The 22,079-nt window shown below is 73.9% G+C and carries 19 protein-coding genes and 1 tRNA gene; 5 read left to right on the plus strand and 15 right to left on the minus strand.

Annotated elements, in window-relative coordinates; translation table 11 throughout:
- Nucleotides 1-14 precede the first annotated feature (14 nt).
- Together ACFC1F_RS00080 and rsmI are read right to left on the minus strand one after the other, a co-directional pair.
- Nucleotides 15-464, minus strand: coding sequence for a hypothetical protein (locus ACFC1F_RS00080; RefSeq protein WP_209413052.1), 450 nt, complete (start codon nucleotides 462-464; stop codon nucleotides 15-17).
- A 236-nt stretch (nucleotides 465-700) separates the two neighbouring features.
- The gene (rsmI, locus tag ACFC1F_RS00085; RefSeq protein WP_148643203.1) at nucleotides 701-1,558 is read right to left on the minus strand and encodes a 16S rRNA (cytidine(1402)-2'-O)-methyltransferase; all 858 of its coding nucleotides are present in this window, start codon (nucleotides 1,556-1,558) and stop codon (nucleotides 701-703) included.
- Between the two features lie 106 nt (nucleotides 1,559-1,664).
- Between rsmI and ACFC1F_RS00090 the strand changes: the two genes are divergently transcribed.
- Nucleotides 1,665-3,491 (plus strand): dolichyl-phosphate-mannose--protein mannosyltransferase, encoded by a 1,827-nt coding sequence (locus tag ACFC1F_RS00090; protein ID WP_376154588.1) that lies wholly within the window; start codon nucleotides 1,665-1,667, stop codon nucleotides 3,489-3,491.
- Nucleotides 3,492-3,655: 164 nt separating this feature from the next.
- Nucleotides 3,656-5,416, plus strand: coding sequence for a penicillin-binding transpeptidase domain-containing protein (locus ACFC1F_RS00095; RefSeq protein WP_376154590.1), 1,761 nt, complete (start codon nucleotides 3,656-3,658; stop codon nucleotides 5,414-5,416).
- A 61-nt stretch (nucleotides 5,417-5,477) separates the two neighbouring features.
- On the opposite strand, the gene ACFC1F_RS00100 is transcribed toward ACFC1F_RS00095, so the two are convergent.
- The 5 genes from ACFC1F_RS00100 to ACFC1F_RS00120 all read right to left on the minus strand — a co-directional run bounded on the left by ACFC1F_RS00100 (nucleotide 5,478) and on the right by ACFC1F_RS00120 (nucleotide 12,270).
- The gene (locus ACFC1F_RS00100; RefSeq protein ID WP_376154591.1) at nucleotides 5,478-6,887 is read right to left on the minus strand and encodes a glycosyltransferase 87 family protein; all 1,410 of its coding nucleotides are present in this window, start codon (nucleotides 6,885-6,887) and stop codon (nucleotides 5,478-5,480) included.
- A 127-nt stretch (nucleotides 6,888-7,014) separates the two neighbouring features.
- Complete coding sequence (locus ACFC1F_RS00105; protein WP_376154809.1) at nucleotides 7,015-8,583, minus strand: amino acid permease; 1,569 nt, start codon at nucleotides 8,581-8,583, stop codon at nucleotides 7,015-7,017.
- 180 nt (nucleotides 8,584-8,763) lie between these two features.
- Nucleotides 8,764-10,284 carry a penicillin-binding transpeptidase domain-containing protein gene (locus tag ACFC1F_RS00110; RefSeq protein WP_376154593.1) on the minus strand — a complete coding sequence of 507 codons (1,521 nt, stop codon included), beginning with the start codon at nucleotides 10,282-10,284 and terminating at the stop codon, nucleotides 8,764-8,766.
- Nucleotides 10,284-11,612, minus strand: a complete 1,329-nt coding sequence (locus tag ACFC1F_RS00115) for an FtsW/RodA/SpoVE family cell cycle protein (protein WP_376154594.1) — start codon at nucleotides 11,610-11,612, stop codon at nucleotides 10,284-10,286. The genes ACFC1F_RS00110 and ACFC1F_RS00115 overlap by 1 nt, the downstream gene beginning before the upstream one ends.
- A 145-nt stretch (nucleotides 11,613-11,757) precedes the next feature.
- Nucleotides 11,758-12,270 carry a DUF1269 domain-containing protein gene (locus ACFC1F_RS00120; protein ID WP_376154596.1) on the minus strand — a complete coding sequence of 171 codons (513 nt, stop codon included), beginning with the start codon at nucleotides 12,268-12,270 and terminating at the stop codon, nucleotides 11,758-11,760.
- A 319-nt stretch (nucleotides 12,271-12,589) separates the two neighbouring features.
- On the opposite strand from ACFC1F_RS00120, the gene ACFC1F_RS00125 reads away from it, so the two are divergent.
- Complete coding sequence (locus ACFC1F_RS00125) at nucleotides 12,590-13,909, plus strand: VWA domain-containing protein (RefSeq protein WP_307853168.1); 1,320 nt, start codon at nucleotides 12,590-12,592, stop codon at nucleotides 13,907-13,909.
- 2 nt (nucleotides 13,910-13,911) lie between these two features.
- Nucleotides 13,912-14,787, plus strand: coding sequence for a peptidase (locus ACFC1F_RS00130; RefSeq protein WP_209413043.1), 876 nt, complete (start codon nucleotides 13,912-13,914; stop codon nucleotides 14,785-14,787).
- 257 nt (nucleotides 14,788-15,044) lie between these two features.
- Here the strand turns inward: ACFC1F_RS00130 and ACFC1F_RS00135 are convergent.
- The 8 genes from ACFC1F_RS00135 to ACFC1F_RS00170 all read right to left on the minus strand — a co-directional run bounded on the left by ACFC1F_RS00135 (nucleotide 15,045) and on the right by ACFC1F_RS00170 (nucleotide 21,378).
- Nucleotides 15,045-15,118: transfer RNA gene (locus ACFC1F_RS00135), tRNA-Ala, on the minus strand.
- Nucleotides 15,119-15,200: 82 nt separating this feature from the next.
- Nucleotides 15,201-16,247 carry a gephyrin-like molybdotransferase receptor GlpR gene (gene glpR / locus ACFC1F_RS00140; RefSeq protein WP_376154599.1) on the minus strand — a complete coding sequence of 349 codons (1,047 nt, stop codon included), beginning with the start codon at nucleotides 16,245-16,247 and terminating at the stop codon, nucleotides 15,201-15,203.
- 150 nt (nucleotides 16,248-16,397) lie between these two features.
- Nucleotides 16,398-16,982 carry a GNAT family N-acetyltransferase gene (locus ACFC1F_RS00145; RefSeq protein ID WP_376154601.1) on the minus strand — a complete coding sequence of 195 codons (585 nt, stop codon included), beginning with the start codon at nucleotides 16,980-16,982 and terminating at the stop codon, nucleotides 16,398-16,400.
- A 38-nt stretch (nucleotides 16,983-17,020) separates the two neighbouring features.
- Nucleotides 17,021-17,539 carry a molybdenum cofactor biosynthesis protein B gene (locus ACFC1F_RS00150; RefSeq protein WP_376154603.1) on the minus strand — a complete coding sequence of 173 codons (519 nt, stop codon included), beginning with the start codon at nucleotides 17,537-17,539 and terminating at the stop codon, nucleotides 17,021-17,023.
- Complete coding sequence (gene moaC, locus ACFC1F_RS00155; protein WP_376154811.1) at nucleotides 17,536-17,976, minus strand: cyclic pyranopterin monophosphate synthase MoaC; 441 nt, start codon at nucleotides 17,974-17,976, stop codon at nucleotides 17,536-17,538. The genes ACFC1F_RS00150 and moaC overlap by 4 nt, the downstream gene beginning before the upstream one ends.
- Nucleotides 17,977-18,145: 169 nt before the next feature.
- Nucleotides 18,146-19,510: a gephyrin-like molybdotransferase Glp gene (glp, locus tag ACFC1F_RS00160; RefSeq protein ID WP_376154604.1), complete on the minus strand. Its 1,365-nt coding sequence runs from the start codon at nucleotides 19,508-19,510 to the stop codon at nucleotides 18,146-18,148.
- Nucleotides 19,511-19,535: 25 nt separating this feature from the next.
- On the minus strand, nucleotides 19,536-20,456 hold the full coding sequence (gene galU, locus ACFC1F_RS00165) for a UTP--glucose-1-phosphate uridylyltransferase GalU (RefSeq protein WP_209413038.1): 921 nt from the start codon (nucleotides 20,454-20,456) through the stop codon (nucleotides 19,536-19,538).
- Between the two features lie 13 nt (nucleotides 20,457-20,469).
- Nucleotides 20,470-21,378, minus strand: coding sequence for a GGDEF domain-containing protein (locus tag ACFC1F_RS00170; protein ID WP_376154606.1), 909 nt, complete (start codon nucleotides 21,376-21,378; stop codon nucleotides 20,470-20,472).
- Nucleotides 21,379-21,453: 75 nt separating this feature from the next.
- Here ACFC1F_RS00170 and ACFC1F_RS00175 point away from each other — a divergent pair, with 75 nt between their 5' ends.
- A complete protein-coding gene (locus ACFC1F_RS00175; protein WP_209413083.1) occupies nucleotides 21,454-22,047 on the plus strand; it encodes a 5-formyltetrahydrofolate cyclo-ligase in 594 nt (197 codons plus the stop codon).
- Nucleotides 22,048-22,079 lie beyond the last annotated feature (32 nt).

The following is a 22,079-nucleotide window of genomic DNA, read 5'->3' on the forward strand; positions in this document are numbered from 1 at the left end:
CACCACCGGGGTGGTCAGCCCGTCAGCCGCGACCAGAGCCGGGCCAGGCGCCCGCGCGGCCGGTCCGCACCCGCGTCCGCGGGGGCGGCCGCGGGTGCGGCCGCCGGGGCCCCGGCGGGCTCGGCGTGCGCCGAGAAGCCGGGCGCGTGGTGCCAGGGCTGGTCGGCGACGGTCACCCGGCCCTCGCGCATGATCCGGACGGTGTGGCCACCGCACCCCGGGCAGGTCGGCTTGAGGAGCGGCGACGGCACCCGGACACCGTTGGCGTGGTACTCGAACACGACGTGCCCGTCCCGGGCCACGTGGTGCTCGATGTCGTACGCCTGCTCCCAGCCGTACCCGCAGCTCAGGCACGCGAAGGAGTAGGCCTCCCGGACGGTCTCGACGGGAGAGTGCGGCCGGCCGGTCAGGCCGGGGTCGCTCAGCGCGTTACCACCACGAGGGCTACCGATCGTCTCGCTCATAGCCGTCTCCCAGCGCCCGCCGGACGCTCGTCCGGCTGGGTCTTTCCAAACCAGGAAATGCCCGGAACGCCCCGGCCGATGCCCCTCTTGTGAAGTCTTGGACGCGGATTGGGGATCCCTATACGAAAGGGTGGGTCCGCTCCCGAAACCACGGCCAAAGCTTCAGCTCAAAGGGTGTTTACCCGGGGCCTTCTCTCCAAGGTACGCGTCCTCGCCGACCGCGGCACCCCCGGCTTTCAGGGCTTCGCCACCGCCGCGTTCTTGGCCGCGACCACGGCGTCGAAGACGTCCCGCTTGGGCAGCGCGAGCTCGGCCGCGACGGCCGCGATGGCCTCCTTGCGCCGCTCGCCGGCCTCCTCCCGGACGGCCACCAGGCGGGCCAGCTCGGCCGGGGTCAGCTCCTGCGGGGCGGCCGGCGGGGCGCCCGCGACGACCACGGTGATCTCGCCCTTGACGCCGTCGGCCGCCCAGGCGGCCAGCTCGCCGATCGGGCCGCGCTTGACCTCCTCGTAGGTTTTGGTCAGCTCGCGGCAGACGGCGGCGGGCCGGTCGGCGCCGAACGCCTCGGCCATCGCCGCCAGCGCCTCGGCGATCCGGTGCGGGGCCTCGAAGAAGACCATGGTGCGCGGCTCGGCGGCGACGGTGGCGAGCTGGCGGGCCCGGTCACCGGTCTTGCGCGGCAGGAAGCCCTCGAAGGTGAAGCGGTCCACCGGCAGGCCGGAGAGCGCCAGCGCGGTGAGGACGGCGGACGGCCCGGGCACCGCGGTCACCTTGACGTCGGCGGCGACGGCGGCGGCCACCAGCCGGTAGCCGGGGTCGGAGACCGAGGGCATCCCGGCGTCGGTGACCAGCAGCACCCGGGCGCCGCCGAGCAGCGCCTCGACCAGTTCGGGGGTGCGGCCGACCTCGTTGCCCTCGAAGTAGGAGACGACCCGCCCGGCCGGGGTCACCCCGAGCGCCTGGGTGAGGCGGCGCAGCCGCCGGGTGTCCTCGGCCGCGATCACGTCCGCGGTGGCGAGCTCGTTGAGCAGCCGGGGCGGGGCGTCCGAGACGTCGCCGATGGGGGTGCCTGCCAGTACCAGTACTCCTGTCACGTGCCCCATCCTTCCAGCAACGGCGCCCCCGGCGCTTTTGGTGACGATTCGGGCAGCTTCGGAGGGAGCCGTTCCCCTGGTGGGAACCGCCCCTACGATGTGGCGGATGAACGGCGACACGGCGGCAGAGACGCCTACCGGTACAGACCACAGCACGCAGGGTGGCGTCGGCGTGCCTGTCCTGACGGACCAGCCGTCCCCCGCCGTCCCGTCCCCGCGCGCGCCCCGGCCCGGGCAGCCGCGGTCCGGGCGCCCGGCCTGGCTGTCCGGCCTGTCCCGGTACGGCTACGCGCCCGCGCCCCCGGCCCCGCTCGCCGAGCGGCTGGTGCCGCCGATGCCGGACGGCCCGGGGGTGACGCCGGACCGGGTCGCGCCCTCGCCGCTGCTGCTGCGGCTCGGCATATCCCTGCCCGAGGCCCTCTGGTCCTGGCTCTGCCGCTGGGCGGGCTGGATCGGCCCGCTCGTGGTGGCGCTGTTCGCCGGGCTCCTGCGGTTCGACGGCCTGGGGCAGCCGAACGCGGTCGTCTTCGACGAGACGTACTACGCCAAGGACGCCTACGCGCTCTGGCACGGCGGCTACGAGATCAGCTGGCCGGACGGCGCCAACGAGCAGATCATCGCGGGCGCGCCGGTGCCCTACCGGCCGGACCCGAGCTACGTGGTCCATCCGCCGGTCGGCAAGTGGATCATCGGCTTCGGCGAGCAGCTGTTCGGCATGAACCCGTTCGGCTGGCGGTTCGCGGTGGCGCTGCTCGGCACGCTCTCCGTCCTGATGGTGGCCCGGATCGCCCGCCGGCTGTTCCGCTCGACCCTGCTGGGCTGCGTGGCCGGGCTGCTGCTCTCCGTGGACGGCCTGCACTTCGTGCTCAGCCGGTCGGCCCTGCTGGACCTGGTGGTGATGTTCTGGATCCTCGCCGCCTTCGGCTTCCTGCTGCTGGACCGTGACCGCACCCGGGCCCGGATCGCCGAACGGCTCGGCGGCGTCGCGGACGCGGCGGCCGCCCAGCGGCTGAACCTGGGCTGGCGCCCGTACCGGATCGCGGCCGGCGTCTGCGTCGGCCTGACCTGCGCGACCAAGTGGAGCGGCCTCTACGTGGCGGCCGCGTTCGGCGTACTGACGGTGCTCTGGGACGCGGGCGCGCGCCGCCTGGCGGGAGCGGGCCGGCCGTACCTGTGGACGCTGGTGCGGGACGTCGTGCCGGCCTTCGTCTCGGTCGTCGTGGTCTCCGCGGTCGTCTACGTCACCTCCTGGTGGGGCTGGTTCGCCAGCAGCACGGTCCCCGGCAAGGGCGGCTACGGCCGGGACTGGGCGGTCGGCCGGGACAGCGACTACGGCTGGATACCGGAGGGCCTGCGGGCGCTCTGGCACTACCACTCGACGGTCTACGAGTTCCACACCCACCTGAGCGACCCGCACACCTACCAGTCCAACCCGTGGAGCTGGCTCGTGCTGGGCCGCCCGGTCTCCTTCTTCTACGAGTCCCCCAAGCAGGGCCAGGCCGGCTGCACCGTGAGCGAGTGCGCCCGCGAGGTACTGGGCATCGGCACCCCGCTGCTCTGGTGGACCGGCGTGGTGGCACTGGTGTACTGCCTCTGGCGCTGGGCCGCCCGGCGGGACTGGCGGGCCGGCGCCGTGCTCTGCGGCCTGGCCGCGGGCTACCTGCCCTGGTTCGCCTACCAGCAGCGGACGATCTTCCTCTTCTACGCGGTGGCCTTCGTACCGTTCCTGGTGCTCGCGGTCACCATGCTGGTCGGCGCCCTGATCGGCCCGTCCGGGGCGTCCCGGGACCGCCGGATCATCGGCTCGACGGCGGCCGGCCTCCTGGTGCTGCTGATCGTGTGGAACTTTCTCTTCTTCCACCCGCTGTTCACGGGGGAGACGATTCCGATGGACGACTGGCGCAGGCGGATGTGGTTCAACAGCTGGATCTGAGCGCGGGGACCGTGGCGAGGTGGTGCGCGACACGTACCAGATCCGTCACAAGACCCGGGCATTTCGTCGGGGCACGGAAAACCTCTGCCTAGGCTGAGGACCGAACGCGCTTTCCGGCCACCTCCGGCAGCGGCCAGTCGCCAGACCCTTGGGGGAAGAGCACCATGCGCAGTGGCGCGAAGATCGGCATCATCACCGGCGTGTCCCTCGCCGTGCTCGCGGGCGGCGGGTACGGGGCGTACAGCCTCGTCGGCGGCTCGGACTCGGACGCACCGCAGGGCAAGAAGGCCCGCACGGTGGTCGCCGAGCCTCCCAGCGCCGAGCAGGCGACGGCCGGTGCCAAGGACTTCCTGGAGGCCTGGGCCGCCGGTGACCTCGCCAAGGCGGCCGGGCTGACCGACGACCCGGCGGCGGCGACCACCGCGCTGACCGCCTTCAAGGACCAGGTGAAGCCGAGCGGGCTGACCCTCGCGCCGTCCGGCCCGGCCACCGCCGCCGCGTTCGCCTCCTCGACGGGCACCCCCTCGCCCGGTGCCAAGCCCACCGGCTCGCCCTCCGCCGCGGCGACGCCGTCCGCGACGGGCACCGACTCGCCGTCCGCCTCCGCCTCCCCGGCCCCGGCCGGCGTGCTGATGGGCTTCAAGGCCCGGGCCGAGTTCGAGGGCACCAACCGGGTGTGGGACTACAACGGCTTCCTGAGCGTCGTGAAGATGAGCGACAACACCCCGGCCGTGCACTGGGCGCCGTCGGTGATCCACCCGCACCTCGGCGCGGGCGAGGTGATCTCCACCCAGCCGGTCTTCGCCCCGCCCGGCAACGTGGTCGACCGCAACGGCAAGGCGCTGCAGGGCGCCTCGCTCACCCCGACGCTGCTCGCCACCCTCCAGGACAACGCCCGCAAGCTCCAGCCCGCCCAGGACCAGAGCGACGCGGGCAGCGGTGTGGTCATCTCCACCGCGGACGGCAAGGGCGCCACCGACAAGCTCTTCACCATCGTCGAGCCCAAGCCCGCCAAGCCGTTCAAGGTGACCATCGACAACGGGCTCCAGGCCGCCGCCGAGAAGGCGATGACCGACCTCGGCGGCAAGCAGGGTTCGATCGTCGCCATCGAGCCGAGCACCGGCCAGGTGCTGGCGTTCGCCAACGCGCCCGCCACCGGCCAGAACCGGGCCTTCCTCGGCCTGCTGGCCCCCGGCTCGACGATGAAGATCGTCACCTCGACGGCCCTGCTGGAGGCGGGCGTCAACCCGGACACCGTGGTCCCCTGCCCGGTGAAGAGCAGCAACCCGAAGGCGATCCCGAACTCCTTCCCGGACGCCTACCCGACCAACACGCTCCAGCAGGACTTCATGATCTCCTGCAACACCGCGTTCATCGACCAGGGCCTGGCCAGCCTCAAGCCGGGCGCGCTGACCTCCACCGCCAAGGACATCTACGGCATCGGCCTGGAGTGGAAGACCGGCCTGCCGAACGCCGACGGCCGGGTGCCGGACGCGGGCGCCAACAAGGACGAGCAGGCCATGCAGTCCATCGGCCAGGGCAAGATCCAGATGAACCCGCTGGCCATCGCCTCGATCACGGCCACCGTGCAGAGCGGCGAGTTCAAGCAGCCGATCCTGGTCGCCGACCTGCCGCAGCAGAAGGCCGCCCGCACCATGTCCCCGGACGCCGACGCCAAGCTGAAGGCGATGATGGCGGCCACCGCCAAGGACGGCACCGCCAAGGCCGTGATGAACGGGATCTCGGACAACGCGGGCGCCAAGACCGGCTCGGCGGAGGCCACCGGCGTCGAGACCACCAACAGCTGGTTCACCGCCTACCGGGGCAACCTGGCCATCGCCGCCGAGGTCCAGGGCGGCGGCCACGGCGCCGACGCGGCCGGTCCGGCCGTCGCCTCCGTCATCAAGGCGGCCGGCAACCGCTGACCCCGGCGCCGCGCCGCCCGCCCCGGCCGGTCCTGCTCGCTCCCGCCCGGTCCCGCCCCGGTCAGCCCCGGGGCAGGACCGGCTCCGGCCGGGCCAGCAGGCAGCTCGCCGGAACGGGCCTGCGCCCGCTCCACCGCCGGGCCGCCAGCCGCGGCCAGATCAGCAGCACCACCGGCAGGGCCAGGTACCCGAACCGCCCGGCCGGCGCCAGCATGAACGCGATCGCCAGCCCCGCGGCCAGCAGGTCGGCGGCGGCTATGGCGGAGACCGGCGGCCGGGCCACCAGCCAGATCGCCACCCCCAGCCCGCCGACCGTCATCAGCACCAGCGAGACGGTGTGCCCGGTCGGCCCGAACCCGGCCAGCACCTTGCCGGGCAGCGGGCTTCCGGCCGGCGTCTGGATCGCGGTCAGCCCCAGCGGGAACCGCACCACCTGCTCGCGCAGCGCGTCCGCCCGGGCCAGCGCGGAGGGCAGGATCACCGCCAGGCCCGTGCCCAGCGCGGTCAGCCCCGCCCGGGCGGCGGGCCGCCGCCCGTAGAGCCGCCAGAGCAGCAGCACGGCCACCGGCAGCGCCGGCCAGGCCGTCCACTTCAGGGTGCAGGCCAGCGCCAGGACCAGCCCGGCCCCGATGGTGCGGTCCCGCTCGGCCAGTGCCATCGCCAGGCAACAGACCCCGATCAACGGCAGGTCCACCCCGCCGACCACCAGCGCGAGCGCGATCAGCGGCGAGGCGGTGAGCACGGCCAGCGGCAGCAGCGGGGCGCGGTCCCGGGAGGGCCGCAGCAGCCGCCAGCTGGCCATCAGGCAGGCCAGGAAGGCCAGCGCGAACCAGATCCGGGCGTCCCCGGCCACCTGCGCCACCGGGTTGCCGTTGCCCACCAGGGCGCGCGGCATCCCGAACAGGGTCATGGCCGGCAGGTAGGGGTTGTAGTCGGTGACCACCACCGGGTGCGGCAGGTACGGGCTGCCGGTGGTGAGCAGCAGGTGGGCCGAGCGCTCGACCACCATCACCTCGGACTGGTGGCGGCCCTGCAGGGCCAGCAGCGCGAGGGGCACCAGGACGGCGCCCAGGAGGGCGGCCCCGGCCGCCGCACGGGCCGCGAACCGGCGCGGCAGAGCCAGGCAGAGCAGCCCGGCGAGGACGTAGGCGGGGGCCGCGACGGTGCCCCACAGCCGCTGGTTGGGCAGGTCGGAGACGAGGGGGAAGGCCGCGGCCCAGCCGGCGGCGATCAGACAGCCGAGGAACTGGACGCGGCGCAGCGAGGCGAGCCGGGCGGGGTTCAGCCGATCGGGCGGTGGCGGTGGCGTGCCGTCACCACGCTGACGGGGGAACGACGGGGCGGGAAGGCGGCGGCGCGGTCGGTCGCGTCCGGTCGTTGGTCCGGCCGCTGCGGGCGGGACGGGCGCCCCGCCACGGCCGGTGAAGCGGCCGCGCGGGCGGGTGTGGCCGGGCGTGCGGGTGCTCACCATGGTGGAAGGTTATGGGTGGCGGCCGGGCCCTGTCGCCATGTCCGCGGACTGAGTGTCCACAGGGACGAACGGGGCCGCCGGGGTGTCGTCACCGTCCGGCGGCCCCGTCCACGGGTGTCCGCGATGCTCAGCCGGCCTTGGTGTCGGCCGGGGTGTCGGCCGCGACGGGCTGCTCGGCGCGCTCCAGCTTGGAGTGCTTGATGCTGTAGCCGAAGTAGACCGCGAGGGCGATCGCGAGGGCGACGCCGCCGGCCTCGAAGGTGTCGGCGTGCAGGCCGGTGATCAGGTAGATGCAGAAGGCGACGCTGACCAGCGGGACGACCGGGTAGCCGGGCACCTTGAAGCCGCGCGGCAGGTCGGGCTGGGTGCGGCGCAGGATGATCACGCCGATGGAGACCACCGAGAACGCGATCAGCGTGCCGAGGCTGGTGATGTCGGCCAGCTTCTCCAGCGGGATGAAGGCGGCCAGCGCGCCGACGCCGACGCCGACCACGATGGTGTTCCAGACCGGGGTGCCGGTGCGCGGCGAGAGCTGGGCGAAGCGCTTGGGCAGCATGCCGTCGCGGCCCATCGAGTACAGGATGCGGGTCTGGCCGTAGATCACCACGAGGGTGATGGAGAAGATCGAGATGATCGCGCCGATCGCGAAGACCATCGCGGGCCAGCTCTGGCCGGTGATGTCCTGGAGGATCTGGGCGAGGCCGGCCTCCTGGCCGTCGAACTTCTGCCAGGGCTGGGCGCCGATGCCGGCCAGGGCGACCAGGATGTACAGCAGGGTGACCACGACCAGCGAGATGATGATCGCCAGCGGCAGGGTCCGGCGCGGGTTCTTGACCTCCTCACCGGCGGTGGACACGGCGTCCAGGCCGATGAACGAGAAGAAGATGCTGGAGGCCGCGACCTGGACGCCGCCGATGCCGAGCGGCATGAACGGGGTCAGGTTGCCGGAGTGGAAGCCGGTCAGGGCGACGCCGATGAAGAGGATCAGGATGAGGATCTTGATGCCCACCATGGCCGCGTTGACCTTCACCGACTCGCTCACGCCGCGGATCAGCAGGAAGCAGACCATCGCGACCAGGATCAGCGCCGGCAGGTTGAACCAGTGGGTGCCGTCCGGCGCGCCGGAGAGCGCCTCGGGGATCTTCGCCCCGAAGGCCAGGTCGAGGAACTTGTTCAGGTACTCGGCCCAGCTCACCGCGATCGCGGAGGCGGAGACGCCGTACTCCATCAGCAGGCAGATGCCGACCGCGAACGCGACGCCCTCGCCGAGGGTGGCGTAGGCGTACGAGTACGAGGAGCCGGAGACCGGGATCGCGGACGCCATCTCGGCGTAGCAGAGCGCGGTGAGGCCTGCGGTGACCGCGGCGATCACGAAGGACAGGATCACGGCCGGGCCGGCCGACGGCACCGCGGTGCTGAGGACGAAGAAGATGCCGGTGCCGATGGTGGCGCCGATGCCGATCGAGGACAGCTGCCAGAGGCCGATCGAACGCCGCAGGTGGATGCCGGAGCGTCCGCCCTCCTCGGGCGCACCGGCGGGAAGGGCGTCGTGGCCCTCGCTCTCGGCGATCAGGGTGGAGACGGGCTTGCGTCGCAGCAGACGCGCGCCGAGGGTGTTGCTGGCCAAAACGACGTTCCTTCTAGGCGGGGGAGGGTGTCCTAGCGGCCGGTCACTCAAGACGCCGTGAAGTGACATCAAGGACCAACCGAACAAACATGGGACAGTACCCCGCGAAAGCACCAGTGTCGCAAACGAACAGTCGCACCGCGCGCATTGTACGAATCGTCGCATCAGCATGTACAAACCGGACACTTCGCAAACGGCGGATCTTCCACCGGGCGGCTAAGCCGCAGGTCAGGGCCATCCCCCTCGCGCTCAGCGCCCCAGGACGGCCTGCATCACCGAGCGGGCGACCGGGGCGGCCAGGCCACCGCCCGTGACGTCCGTGGCATCGCTGTCCGCGATCACCACGGCGACGGCCACCGGCGGCACGGCGTCCGAGCCGGCCGGCCTGGCCCACGAGATGAACCAGGCGTACGGCGTCTCGGAGTTGTCCACCCCGTGCTGGGCGGTGCCGGTCTTGCCGCCGACCTCCGCGCCGCCGATCCGGGCGCTGCGCCCGGTGCCGTTCTCCACCACGTCGGTCATCAGCTTCCGCACCTGCGCGGCCACCGCCGGGCTCATCGCCTGCCGGTAGGGCTGCGGCCGCATCATCTGCACGGTGGTGCCGTCGCTCCTGGTCAGTCTGTCCACAAGCTGTGGATGCATCACGGTGCCGTTGTCGGCGACTCCGGCCGCGACCATCGCCATCACCAGCGGGGTGGCCGCGGTGTCGAACTGGCCGATCGAGGAGAGCGCCAGCTGGGACGGGTTCATGCGGGTGTCGAAGTTGGAGCGCGCCGGGCGGACGGGGACGTCCAGCCTCGCGTCGTTGAAGCCGAAGGCCTCGGCCGTCGAGACCATCCCCTCCAGCCCGACCTGCACCCCGAGGTAGCCCATGGTGCTGTTGCAGCTGTGGACCATGGCGGTGTCCAGCGACTGCCCGGGCTCGTCGCAGGCCGTGGTGTCGTTGACCAGCGGCGTGGTGGTCCCCGGCAGCACGTACGGGTAGGGCGCGCCGGTCGGCGCGTCGATGTCGGTGACCACGCCGTTCTGCAGCGCGGCCGCCGCGGTGACCACCTTGAAGGTCGAACCGGGCGGGTAGGTCTGGCGCAGCGCCCGGTTGAGCATCGGCTGGTCGGGGTCGGCCTGGAGCCCGTTCCAGGCCTCCTGGTCGGCGGCGGAGGAACCCGCGAAGCTCCCCGGGTCGTACGAGGGGGTGCTGGCCAGCGCCAGGATCCGGCCGGTGGCGGGCTCGATCGCGGCGACCGCGCCCTTCTGGTCCCCGAGCCCGCGCACCGCGGCCTGCTGGGCCGCCCGGTCGATGGTGGTGTGGACGTCGCCGCCGGGGTTCTGCTTCCGGGCGACGGCGTCCCAGACGGCCCAGCTCGCCAGCCGGCTGTCGGTGCCGGAGAGCAGGTCGTCCTCGGTCCCCTCCAGCAGGGAGTTGCCGTATGCCTGCGAGGAGTACCCGGTGACGGCGGCGTACAGCGGTCCGTCGGTGTAGGTGCGCTTGTAGTCGTACCGGCCGCCGGTCGGCTCGGAGCCGGTGACGCTGTCGGCGCCGACCCGGATGTCGCCGCGCGGCTGGGAGTAGCGCTCGATGGTGAGCCGCTGGTTGGCCTCGTTGTGGTTCAGCTCCTCGGCCCGGAACACCTGCACCCGGGTGGCCTGGACGCAGAGCGCCACGATCAGCAGCAGGCAGAAGGTGCCCGCCCGGCGCCCGGTGACGGAGATCCCGGGCAGGCCCTGCGGCCCGTTGCCCCGCCCGCGGCCCCCTCCCCTGTCCAGCGCCATCAGGCCTCCTCCGCCGGCCGGCGGGCGAGATCACTCATGCGCACCAGCAGCGCGACGATGATCCAGTTGGTCACCACCGAGGAGCCGCCCTGCGCGACGAACGGCAGCGTCATCCCGGTCAGCGGGATGAGGTCCAGCACCCCGCCGGCCACCACGAACACCTGGAGGCCGACGATCGCGGCCAGCCCGATCGCCAGCAGCCGCCCGAACGGGTCCCGCAGCGCGATGCCGGTCCTGAACCCCCGGGAGACCAGCAGGGCGTACAGCAGGAGGACCGCCATCAGCCCGGTCAGGCCGAGCTCCTCGCCGATGGTGGCGAGGATGAAGTCGGACTTGGCGGCGAAGCCGATCAGCACGGAGTGCCCGTTGCCGAGCCCGGTGCCCAGCTCGCCTCCCCAGGCGAAGGCGAACAACGACTGGGCGATCTGGTTGGCGCCCCGGCCGGCGGCGATCGAGCCGAGCGGGTCCAGCCAGTCGGCGACCCGGCTGTGCACGTGCGGCGAGAGCCGGCCGACCCCGAATGCCGCCACCGCGGCCAGGAACAGCCCGATCGCGATCCAGCCGCTGCGCGCGGTGGCCACGTAGAGCATCACCACGAAGAGGCCGAAGAAGAGCAGCGAGGTGCCGAGGTCGGTCTCCAGGACGAGGACGCCGACGAAGGCCGCCCAGATCAGCAGCACCGGCCCGAGCACCCGCCCGCGCGGCAGCTGGAACCCGAGGACCCGCCGGCCGGTCAGCGCCAGCGCGTCCCGGTGCACCGCCAGGTAGGCGGCGAAGAAGACCGCCAGCAGGATCTTGGCGAACTCCCCCGGCTGGAAGGAGAGCGGCCCGATCGTGATCCAGATCCGCGACCCGTACACCGGCGGGAAGAAGACCGGCAGCACCAGCAGCACCAGGGCCACCAGCGCGCCGATGTACGCGTAGCGCTGCAGCCGCTTGTGGTCGCGCAGCAGCAGGACGACGGCGATGAACAGGCCCACCCCGAGGCTGGACCAGAGCAGCTGGGTGGGCGCCGCGCCGCCGCCGCCCGTGGCCCGGTCCAGGCGGTAGATGACGACCAGGCCGATCCCGTTGAGCAGCACGCCGATCGGCAGCAGCAGCGGGTCGGCGTACGGCGCCTTCCAGCGGACCGCGGCGTGTGCCAGCAGTGCGAGCACGCCGAGCGCGCCGCCGTACTCGGCCGCGTCGGCGGGCACCGTGCCGTCGATGTTGACGCCGACCTCGGCGTATCCGTAGACGGCGGTCAGCACGGCGGCCAGGACCAGCACGAGCTCGGTGTTGCGCCGGGTCGGCACCGTCCGGCGCGGCCGGCCGGAGCCTCTCGTCACGGCGGAGGGTGTCGCCACGGACCGTCCTGGTGTCCCTGCTGCGGTGGTGGTGCGGGGGCGGGGCCGTCGGAGGACGGCGATCGGGGCGGACGGGCGGCCGCGCCCGTCCGCCCCGATGTGAGCGGCTGGTCAGGAGGCCGGCGGCTCAGGCGGAGGCCGGAGCGGGCTGCGGCCGGGACGCCTCGACGGTCGCCTTCAGCTCGGCCTCCGCCGCGGCGGAGAGCGAGGTCTGGATGATCTTCCCCCCGTAACGGGCCAGCGCCGGGAGGACCTTGTCCGCGGTGGCCTTGCGGACCAGCAGGAAGACCGCGGCGGTGCCCGGCTGGAGGTGCTCGCCTACCTCGCGCATGAAGTTGTCGTCCACCCCGATGTCGGTGGAGGCGCCCACCGCGGCGCCCGTGGCACCGCCGACCGCCGCGCCGAGGAACGGCATGAAGAACAGCAGGCCGATCACCCCGCCCCAGAGCGCCCCGGAGGCGGCTCCCGCGCCCGTGGTGCTGACCTGCTGGTGCAGCTTGATCCGGCCGTCCTCGCGGCGCTCGACGACGACCGCGTCCTCCAGGTCGATCAGCTTCTGCTTCTGCAGTCCGACCGCCTCGTTGCGCACCGCCCGGGCGGTGGCCAGATCCGGGTAGGCGATAGCGAAGAGGTTGCTCACGTGCTGGTCCTTCCAATCAGTCGGACGTACCGGCCGGGAGGGCGCGCCGTCACGGCCGCACCCATGACCCGTTCGTCACCCTAACGAGCACTATCCATATTTATTGACTCTTCCGCCCGGTGTGTCCCGGATTGCCCGCAGCCCTCCCCCGGCCCCGCCCGGAAACGGCCTCGCACGCCACCGCCACCCCTACGGGCGCACCAGCCCGCGCCCGGCGTCCGATCACCCACCGGCGCCCGGGAGTTCACGCCGGTTCCCGGCCGGCCGCGCACCGGACCTCGTTGGCCACGGCGAACTGATGATCCCTAGGATCTGGCGGGTGACTACCGGACGACGACCGAAGGCCAGGCTCGGCAGCCTGCTGGCCGCCCTGGCGATAACAGGCGGTGCGCTGCTCAGCGGCCTGCCCGCCCATGCCGACGAACCATCAGCCGGCGCCGCCGGCGGCAAGGAGGCCCCCCGGGTCGACCTCGTCCTGGACGTCAGCGGCTCCATGCGGGCCACCGACATCCAGGGCAAGAGCCGCATCGCGGTGGCCCAGCAGTCCCTCAACGAGGTGATCGACGCCCTTCCCGCGGAGACCGAGTTCGGCATCCGCACCCTGGGCGCCAACTACCCCGGCGACGACAAGGCCCAGGGCTGCCAGGACACCCGGCAGCTGTTCCCCGTCGGCAAGACCAACAAGGTCGAGGCCAAGACCGCCGTCGCGACCCTGCGCCCGACCGGCTGGACCCCGATCGGCCTCGCCCTGCGCGGAGCCGCCCAGGACCTCGGCAAGGGCGAGACCACCCGACGGGTGGTGCTGATCACCGACGGCGAGGACTCCTGCGCCCCGCCGGACCCGTGCGACGTGGCCCGCGAGCTGGCCGCCCAGGGCATCCACCTGGTGGTCGACACCCTGGGCCTGGCGCACGACGACAAGACCCGCCAGCAGCTGCTCTGCATCGCCAACGCCACCGGCGGCACCTACACCGACGTGCGCACCCAGGAGCAGCTCACCGACAAGGTGAAGCAGCTGGTCGACCGCTCCAACGACACCTACACCGTGACGCCGGTCAAGACCGCGGGCACCGACAAGTGCGAGAGCGCCCCCGTCCTGACCCCCGGCGTCTACAGCGACCGGGAGAAGTTCTCCGAGCACCGCGTGTACCGCGTCCCGGTCAAGGCCGGGCAGGAGCTGCGCGCCTCCGTCAGCGTCTCCGTGGACCGGGCGGTGGCCCGCGACTACGGCGTCCTGCTCCAGGCCACCAGCGCCACCGGCCAGGAGCTGGTCCGCGGCACCGACGCCGGCAGCGGCCGGACCGACGTGGTCTCCGCCGGCCTGCGCTGGTCCACCGGCGACTCCAAGGGCTACGCGTCGGCGACGCCGTCCGCCTCGCCCAGCGGCAAGCCGGAGACGACCGTCTGCCTGGTCGTCAGCAACTCGCTGGCCGCCCAGCCCGGTGTCCAGGCCGAGCCCGGCCTGCCGCTGGAGCTGACGGTCGACCTGGCCGCCGCCTCGCCCGCCCCGGACGGCCCGGCGATGGGTCTCGGCCGCGGCTGGATCCTGCTGCTGGTGCTCACCCTGGCCGGCCTGCTCACCGGCCTGGTCTTCGGCTGGATCGCACGCTGGCGGATCGCTGTCTGGCGGGAGAACTGACCATGCGCACCTCTTTCCGTACCGCCCTGGCCGGCCTGGCCCTGCTCCCGGCCCTCGTGGTCGCGGCCCCGGCTGCCTCCGCCGCCTCGCCGTCCCCGACGGCCGGCGCCAGCGGCACCCCGGCACCGGTCACCAAGGCCGGGACGTCCTTCCTGACCGCCATCAACCTCGCCGCCGGCCAGGACGCCAACGTCTCGGCCTCCACCGGCGACTACCTCTACTGGGCGTTCGGCGCCTCCGAGGGCCAGACGCCGACGGTCGGCCTGACCGTCAACCTGGCGCCCTCGGCGGACCGGCACGGCCCGCAGAGCTGGAGCGTCGAGGTGTTCGACGGGCTGCGCCGCCGCCAGTCCTGCACCGCCGGCACCCAGAACGCGACCGCCGAGCCCGCCGCGGCCTCGCTCGCACTGAGCTGCACCCTGCGCGAGGTCCGGTCCTGGGCCGAGCCGTGGTCCGGCGACCCGCTGCCCGGCACCTACTACGTCCGCCTGTCGGTCTCCGACGTCCCGCAGCCCGACCTCGGCCTCGCCGCCTCCGTCCAGCTGCACGTCGCCGCCAAGGGCGACGCGGACAACGCCCAGCCGGAGGGCGGCAACCTCAAGGCCCCGCTCGTCCCGCCGGCCGGCGGCGGCGCCGCGACCGCCAAGGCGGCCGCACCCGAGGAGCCCGAGGAGCACTGGTACACCGGCTGGTTCTCCGGCTGGAACACCCGCTGGTTCTGGACCCTGGCCGGCGGCGCCCTGGCCGCCCTGGCAGGCGTCGCGGGCTACACCCTGACCCGCCACCCGCGCGGCCACCGTCCGGCCCGCTACGGCAGCGTGCCGCCGCAGGCCGGGGCCCCGCAGCCGGGCCCGTACGCGGGCTCCGGCCAGCCCTGACGGACCCCGCCCCACCCCCGAGGGCCGGCCGGAGCACCCGCTCCGCCCGCCCCTCGGCCGTTTCGCCGCCGAGGGCGCCGCCGGCCACGACTGCCTCCACCACGCACCCTGCACGGCGACCGGTACACCCGAGTGATCATCGTCACACCGCCCAACCGGGGCCCCTCAGGAGTCGCCTGAGCCCCCGTCCGGCGTCCTTCCCCCCACAACGCAGAAGTCCCGCCCGATCTGATGATCGGGCGGGACTTCCTGTTGGGTGGAGCTGAGGGGATTCGAACCCCTGACCCCCTCGATGCGAACGAGGTGCGCTACCGGACTGCGCCACAGCCCCAACGAGAAGAAACTTTAGCACCTTTCCGAGGGGGCTCGTGACCACCCCCCGGGACGCCGTCCCGGCCGGCGTCCCGGCGCGGTCATTCGTTGGCCGCGCGGGGGCGGGTCTCGGGGGCCGGCGCTTCGGCGTACTGGTCGAAGAGCGGGGTGGTGCGGGCCTCGGTGGGGCGGCCGGCCGTCCAGGTGCCCGGGGCCGACAGGTCGAGGCCGCGGGTGACCCGGGGGGCCACCGGGGCGGTGACGTAGGTCGGCAGCGGGACGGGGACGGGCTCCCAGGAGTCCGGGCCGGCCGCACCGCGCTCGCGCATGCCGTCGACCCACTCCTCGTGCTCGGTCGCCTCCGCCACGGCCGAGGCCGAGGCCGCACCGGTGGTGGCGGCCGGCGCGGGTTCGGCCGGCTCCGGGTCGGTGGCGAGCCGCAGGTGCGGGCGGGCACGGACGGGCTCCTCGGGGGCGTCCGGCGGCGGCTCCTCGGCCGGCCGGGCCTCGGCGCGCCGCTGCTCGCGCTTGCGCAGCCGCTCGGCGGCCTGGGCCGCCCGGGCGCGGTCGAGCTTCACCTCGTACCGCAGGCGCTCCAGCCGCCGCAGGTGGCCGATGTAGAGCGTGAGGAGGACGGCCGGCACGGCCGGGACCCAGAGGAAGGCCAGACCGGCCACCGCCGCGACGACCGCGCCGAACGCGAACGCCAGGAAGAGGACGCTGACCATCCGGCGCCGCCGGGCCAGCAGCCGGGCCCGGCGCTCGGCCCCGGCCCGCCGCTCGGCGGTCTCCTCGGCGGTCCGCTCGGCCGTGTGCCCCGCGGGGGGCTCCACGGCGCGTTCGGCCGGGCCGTCCGACGGGGCCTGCGCCGCGCCGTCCGCCGGGGCGTTCCCGGGGTCGCCGGAGGCGGCCTCGTCCCGTCCGGGAGGGCCGTCCTTGCTCTGCTCGTCGTCACGCGGTTCGTCGCCCAGGGCCCGGGATGCCCGCCGCTCCAGCGCCGAACGCCCGGCCAGCAGGCGGATGGCGGTGCTGAAGCGTTCCGTCGGGCGCGCCTCGTTGAGCTCGTCCTGCCTGCGGAGCCACATCGGCACGAGATAGGCGGCCCAGGCCCCTACGATGACGGCGTAGATAAGGCCGCTACTGCTCACGTTTCACACCGTACGGGCGCAGGGGAAGGCCTGGCAGCAATTTGGCACGGCGTGTCGTGTGATCAAGCTGATTCTCCGACTATTTTGCCGGTATTTGTGCCCGTCCGTCGCCACGCCGATGCCATATCGATATTTCTTTCGAACATATATTCAATTACCTGGACCCCTGCCCGAACTGAGCGCCCGCCAGCGCTCCAGCATCCCCTCGGGGACCTCCTCGGCGGTGAGCGCGTACACCAGGTGGTCCCGCCAGTCGCCGTCGATGTGCAGATAGCGGGGCCGCATTCCCTCCGAGCGGAAACCGAGCTTTTCCACCACGCGCCGGCTCGGGGCGTTCTCGGGACGGATGCAGACCTCGATCCGGTGGAGTCCGAGGGTGCGGAAACAGTGGTCCACCGAAAGCGCCACCGCGGCCGGCATGATGCCCCGGCCGGCCACCGCCTCGTCGATCCAGTAGCCGACGTTGGCCGAGCACATCGAGCCCCAGGTGATCCCGCCCACGGTCAGCTGGCCGACCAGCTGCCCCTTGTAGAGCACGACGAAGGGCAGCATCCGGCCGGCCGAGGCCTCGCCGCGCAGGAACCGGACCATCTGCCGGTAGGTCGGCCGCGGGCCGGCGCCCTGGCCGGCCGGGCCGGGCGGCACGGTGGCCTCCCAGCGGCGCAGCCAGTCCCGGTTGCGCCGGCTGACCTCCTGCCACTCGCGCTGGTCGCGGGCCCGGATCGGGCGCAGCACGACCTCCCCCTCGTGGAGCTCTACCGGCCAGCCGGCGTTCAGTGCGCTCTCCCGGAGTCAGGTGCGTCGGGCCGGGGGTGGTCCCCGCCGCCGAGCTGGTCGACGGCGTGGGCGAGCAGCGGCTCCAGGACGGCCAGGCCGTCCTTGACGCCGCCGGTCGAGCCCGGCAGGTTGACGATCAGGGTACGTCCGGCGAGGCCGGCGAGCCCGCGGGAGAGCGCGGAGGTCGGGACCTTCGCACGGCCCTCGGCCCGGATGGCCTCGGCGATGCCGGGGACCTGCCGGTCGATGACACGGGCGGTCATCTCCGGGGTGAGGTCCATCGGGGAGATGCCGGTGCCGCCGGTGGTCAGCACCACGTCGTAGCCGGCCGCGACGGCCTCCCGCAGGGCCTCCTCGACCGGTTCGCCGTCCGGGACGACCCGGGGGCCGTCGGCGGTGAAGCCCATCGCGCGCAGGCCGGCCACCAGCAGCGGGCCGCCCTTGTCCTCGTAGACGCCGGCCGAGGCCCGGTTGGAGACGGTGACGGCGAGCGCCCGTCCGGCCGGCGCGCTCACGCGCCCGCCTCCGGGGTGAACCAGTCGCCGCTCTTGCCGCCGGTCTTGCTGAGCACCCGGACGGCCTCGATGGTGGCGCTCTTGTCGACGGCCTTGACCATGTCGATCACGGTGAGGCCGGCCACCGCGACGGCGGTGAGCGCCTCCATCTCGACGCCGGTGCGGTCGGCGGTCTTCACGGTCGCGGTGATCTCGACCGCGTCGTCCGCGACGGAGAGGTCCACCTTGACCCCGGAGACCGCGATCGGGTGGCAGAGCGGGATGAGGTCCGGGGTCTTCTTGGCGCCCATGATCCCGGCGATCCGGGCGACGGCGAGGGCGTCGCCCTTGGGCACGCCCTCGCCGCGCAGCAGCTCGACCACGCGCGGGGAGACCCGGACCCGGCCGGCCGCGACGGCGGTGCGCGCGGTGGTGGCCTTCTCCGAGACGTCGACCATCCGGGCCGCGCCCTGGTCGTCGACGTGGGTCAGGCGGTCGCCGGGTGGTGAGGTGCTCACGGGTGCTCCAGAGGGGGCGCGCAGGTCGAATACCGCGCTACCGTACCCCCCGTCCCGGCCGGGGCGTGGGACGGGCCGTGTCCGCGAGACGGCCCGCCGCGCCGGCCGGTCAGCCGCCGAGCAGGACGACGTCCACCTCGCTGCCGGCGGGCAGCTCGGTGACGTCCTCGGGGACGGTGATCAGGCAGTCCGCCCGGGCCAGCGCGCCGACCAGGTGGGACCCGGCCCCGCCCACCGGCTCGACCACGCCGGCCGCGGCGTCGTACCGGCCGCGCAGGAACTGCCGGCGGCCCGCGGGCGAGCGCAGCGCCGACCGGCAGAGCGCCCGGACCACCGGGCGGTGGACGTCGGCGGCGCCGAGCATGGTGCGGATCACCGGGCGGACGAACAGCTCGAAGGAGATGTAGGCGCTGACCGGGTTGCCGGGCAGGGCCATCAGCGGCACGCCGGAGCCGCCGGCCCCCGCGCCGCTCCCGGCGCCGATCCGGCCGAAGCCCTGCGGCTTGCCGGGCTGCATCCGCAGCCGGCGGAAGTCCACCCCGCCGTAGGACTCGAAGACCTCCTTGACCACGTCGTACGCGCCGACGCTGACGCCACCGCTGGTGACGATCAGGTCGGCGCGGCCGAGCTGGTCCTCCAGGGCCGCGCGCAGCCGCGCCGCGTCGTCGGGCACGCCGCCGACGCGGTAGGCGATGGCGCCGGCGTCCCGTGCCGCGGCGGTGAGGGTGAAGCTGTTGGAGTCGGAGATCTGGCCGGGGCCGACCGGCTCGCCGGGCTGGACCAGCTCGCTGCCGGTGGAGAGGACCACCACGCGCGGGCGTGGGCGGACCTTCACGGTGGCCCGGCCGATCGCGGCGAGCAGGCCGAGCTGGGCGGGGCCGAGCCGGGTGCCGGACTCCAGCACCCGCGAGCCGGCGGCGACGTCGCTTCCGCGGCGGCGGATGTGGGCGCCCTCGGAGACCGGGCGCAGCACCCGGACCTCCTCGTCCTCGACGGCGGCGGCCATCGCGTCGGCGGCCTGCCCGCTGCCGGTGCCGCCGTCGGTCCACTCGACCGGGGCGACGGCCTGGGCGCCGGGCGGGACGGGGGCGCCGGTCATGATGCGGGCGGCCTGGCCCGGGCCGACCTTGGGCAGGTCGCCGGCGCCGGCGGCGATGTCCCCGACCACGGCGAGGACCGAGGGGTACTCGGCGGTGGCGCCGGCGGTGTCGGCGGTGCGGAGCGCGTAGCCGTCCATCGAGCTGTTGTCGAAGGGCGGCAGGTCGCCGTCGGCCAGGACGTCCTCGTCGAGCCGGCAGCCCTGGGCCTCGAGCAGCTGGAGCTCGATCGCGGGCAGCGGGCCGACGGCGGCCAGGACGTCGGCGAGGTGCTCGTCGACCGTCCAGAGGCCGCCGGAGCGAGCGGCCGGTGCCGGGTCCGCGGGTCCCCCGCAGCAGGCGGCGGGGGTGGTGTTGCCCTCCGTGGACCCGGTCATCGGCTCACTCGCTCTCTGTCGTAGGTCAGTCCTGGAGCTCGGAGGCGACGAACTCCCGGAGCCAGGAGCGGAACTCCGGGCCGAGGTCCTCGCGCTCGGAGGCCAGTCGGACGATAGCGCGCAGGTAGTCCGAGCGGTCACCGGTGTCGTAGCGGCGGCCCTTGAAGAGGACGCCGTGCACCTGGCCGCCGGTCTCCGGGGCGCGGGTGGTCAGCTCGCGCAGGGCGTCGGTGAGCTGGATCTCGCCGCCGCGGCCGGGCGGGGTCTCGCGCAGCACGTCGAAGACCGAGGGGTCGAGGACGTAGCGGCCGATGACGGCGTAGTTCGAGGGGGCCTCGGCGGTCTCCGGCTTCTCGACCAGGTCGGTCACCTGGAAGACGTCCTCGCCGAAGCCGTTGGCCTTGACGGCGGCGCAGCCGTAGAGGTGGATCTGGGAGGGGTCGACCTCCATCAGCGCGACGACCGAGCCGCCGAGCTCCTGCTGGACCTCGATCATGCGGGCGAGCAGCGGGTCGCGCGGGTCGATCAGGTCGTCACCGAGCAGGACGGCGAAGGGCTGGCCGGCGACGTGCTGCTCGGCGACCGAGACGGCGTGGCCGAGGCCCTTGGGGTCGCCCTGGCGGACGTAGTGCATGTTGGCCAGCTCGACGGACTCGCGGACCCGGCGCAGGCGGTCCTGGTCGCCCTTGCGGGCGAGCAGCTCCTCCAGCTCGTAGGCGCGGTCGAAGTGGTCCTCGAGAGCGCGCTTGTTGCGGCCGGTGACCATCAGTATGTCGGACAGCCCGGCGGCGGCGGCCTCCTCGACGACGTACTGGATCGCCGGCTTGTCGACGACCGGCAGCATCTCCTTCGGAGTGGCCTTGGTCGCCGGGAGGAAGCGGGTACCCAGTCCGGCGGCGGGGACCACGGCCTTGGTTACCGGCGGTCGAGAGCTGGTCGTCGTCATGCGTTTTACCTTACTAAGGCATGTTTACGCCTGGCCGAGCGCGGTGGACCGGTGGTGACAGCACGTTGCTGGGCCCGGCCACGATGGCAGGCAGAGGTGGGGTGACGGGAGAGGCGAGGGCGTCCTCACCGGCACAGGCCGACAGACTACCCGCCTTTCCCGAACGGTCGTGCTCGGCGGCGGGACCGCCGTGCGACCGCGAGCAGGACGTTCCGCGCCAGCAGTCCCCGCCGGCCGCCCGGGCCTCGGCCAGGGCCCGGTCGGCGGCCCGGAGCAGCACGGCGGCGTGCGTGCCGTCCTCCGGCAGCACCGCGACGCCGACGGCGGCGGTCAGCCCGTTGCCGTGCGGGCGGCGGTCCTCGCGCGGGCCGGAGGACCAGTCCAGCAGCAGGTGGCGGCGGACCGACCAGACCAGCCGCTCGGCGACCTGCGCGGCGCCCTCCGCGCCGGTGTCCGGCAGCACGGCCATGAACTCCTCGCCGCTGTACCGGCCGAAGGTGTCCGAGCGGCGGATCTCCATGCCGAGCCGCTGGGCGAGGTCGCGCAGCACCGCGTTGGCCCGGGCCCGGCCGTGCTCGGCGACGACCGCCTCGAAGCCCGCGATCTCCAGCAGCAGCAGGGCCACCGGGCGCGGCCCGTCCTGCTGCTCGGCCTGCTCGGCGCGGCGGGCCCGCTCGATCTCCCCGTCCAGGGTGAGCTGGAGGTGCCGGTAGTTCCAGACGCCGGTGAGCGGGTCGCAGGAGGCGGTGCGCTCCAGCTCGGCGCAGCGGGCCTCCAGCCCGGCGACGCGCTCGCGCAGCCCGGCCTCGCGGGCGGCCGCGCCCCGGTCGCGGCGGCGCTGTCGCAGCCCGAGCGCGGCGGCGCCGACCAGCGCGGGGGCACTCAGGACGGCCAGGGCCTGGACCAGCAGCGGGGTGGACATCGGGGTGCCTTCCGCATGTCAGGCTCTGGGCGTCGCCCGCACAGAGCTGGGGAGGATCGAGCCGTGGAGGATCCCATGCACAACGAGAAGAGCGCGCTGAGGACACGGCTGCTGTCGCAGCGGCGCGCACTGGCGCCGGAGGTCCGCGAGGCGGCCGCGGAGGAGCTGGCCGGGCACGCCGGGGAGCTGGCCGCGCCGGGTGCCACGGTGGCCGCCTACGTGTCGGTCGGCGCCGAGCCGGGCACCCGTCCGCTGCTGGACGCGCTGCTGGCGCGCGGGGTGCGGGTGCTGCTGCCGGTGCTGCTGGCCGACAACGACCTGGACTGGGCCGCGTACGAGGGTCCCGGGGCGCTGGCCCCGGCCGGGCGCGGGCTGCTGGAGCCGGTCGGCGGCCGGCTCGGGCCGGAGGCGGTGACCGGGGCGGAGCTGGTGCTGTTGCCGGGCCTGGCGGTGGACCGGCAGGGGCTGCGGCTGGGCCGGGGCGGCGGCTCGTACGACCGGGTGCTGGCCCGGCTGGAGCGGGCCGGCGTACGGCCGCTGCTGGCGGTGCTGCTGTACGAGCACGAGCTGCTGGCAAGCGTGCCGGCCGAGCCGCACGACCTGCCGGTGGACGTGGCGCTCACGCCGTCGGGGCTGCACCGCCTCGGCGGTGACGCGCCGGGCCGGTAACGGCCGCGGCCCCGCCCTCCCCGGTGCGGGGT

The sequence above is a fragment of the Kitasatospora sp. NPDC056181 genome (assembly GCF_042266225.1).
GTDB lineage: Bacteria > Actinomycetota > Actinomycetes > Streptomycetales > Streptomycetaceae > Kitasatospora.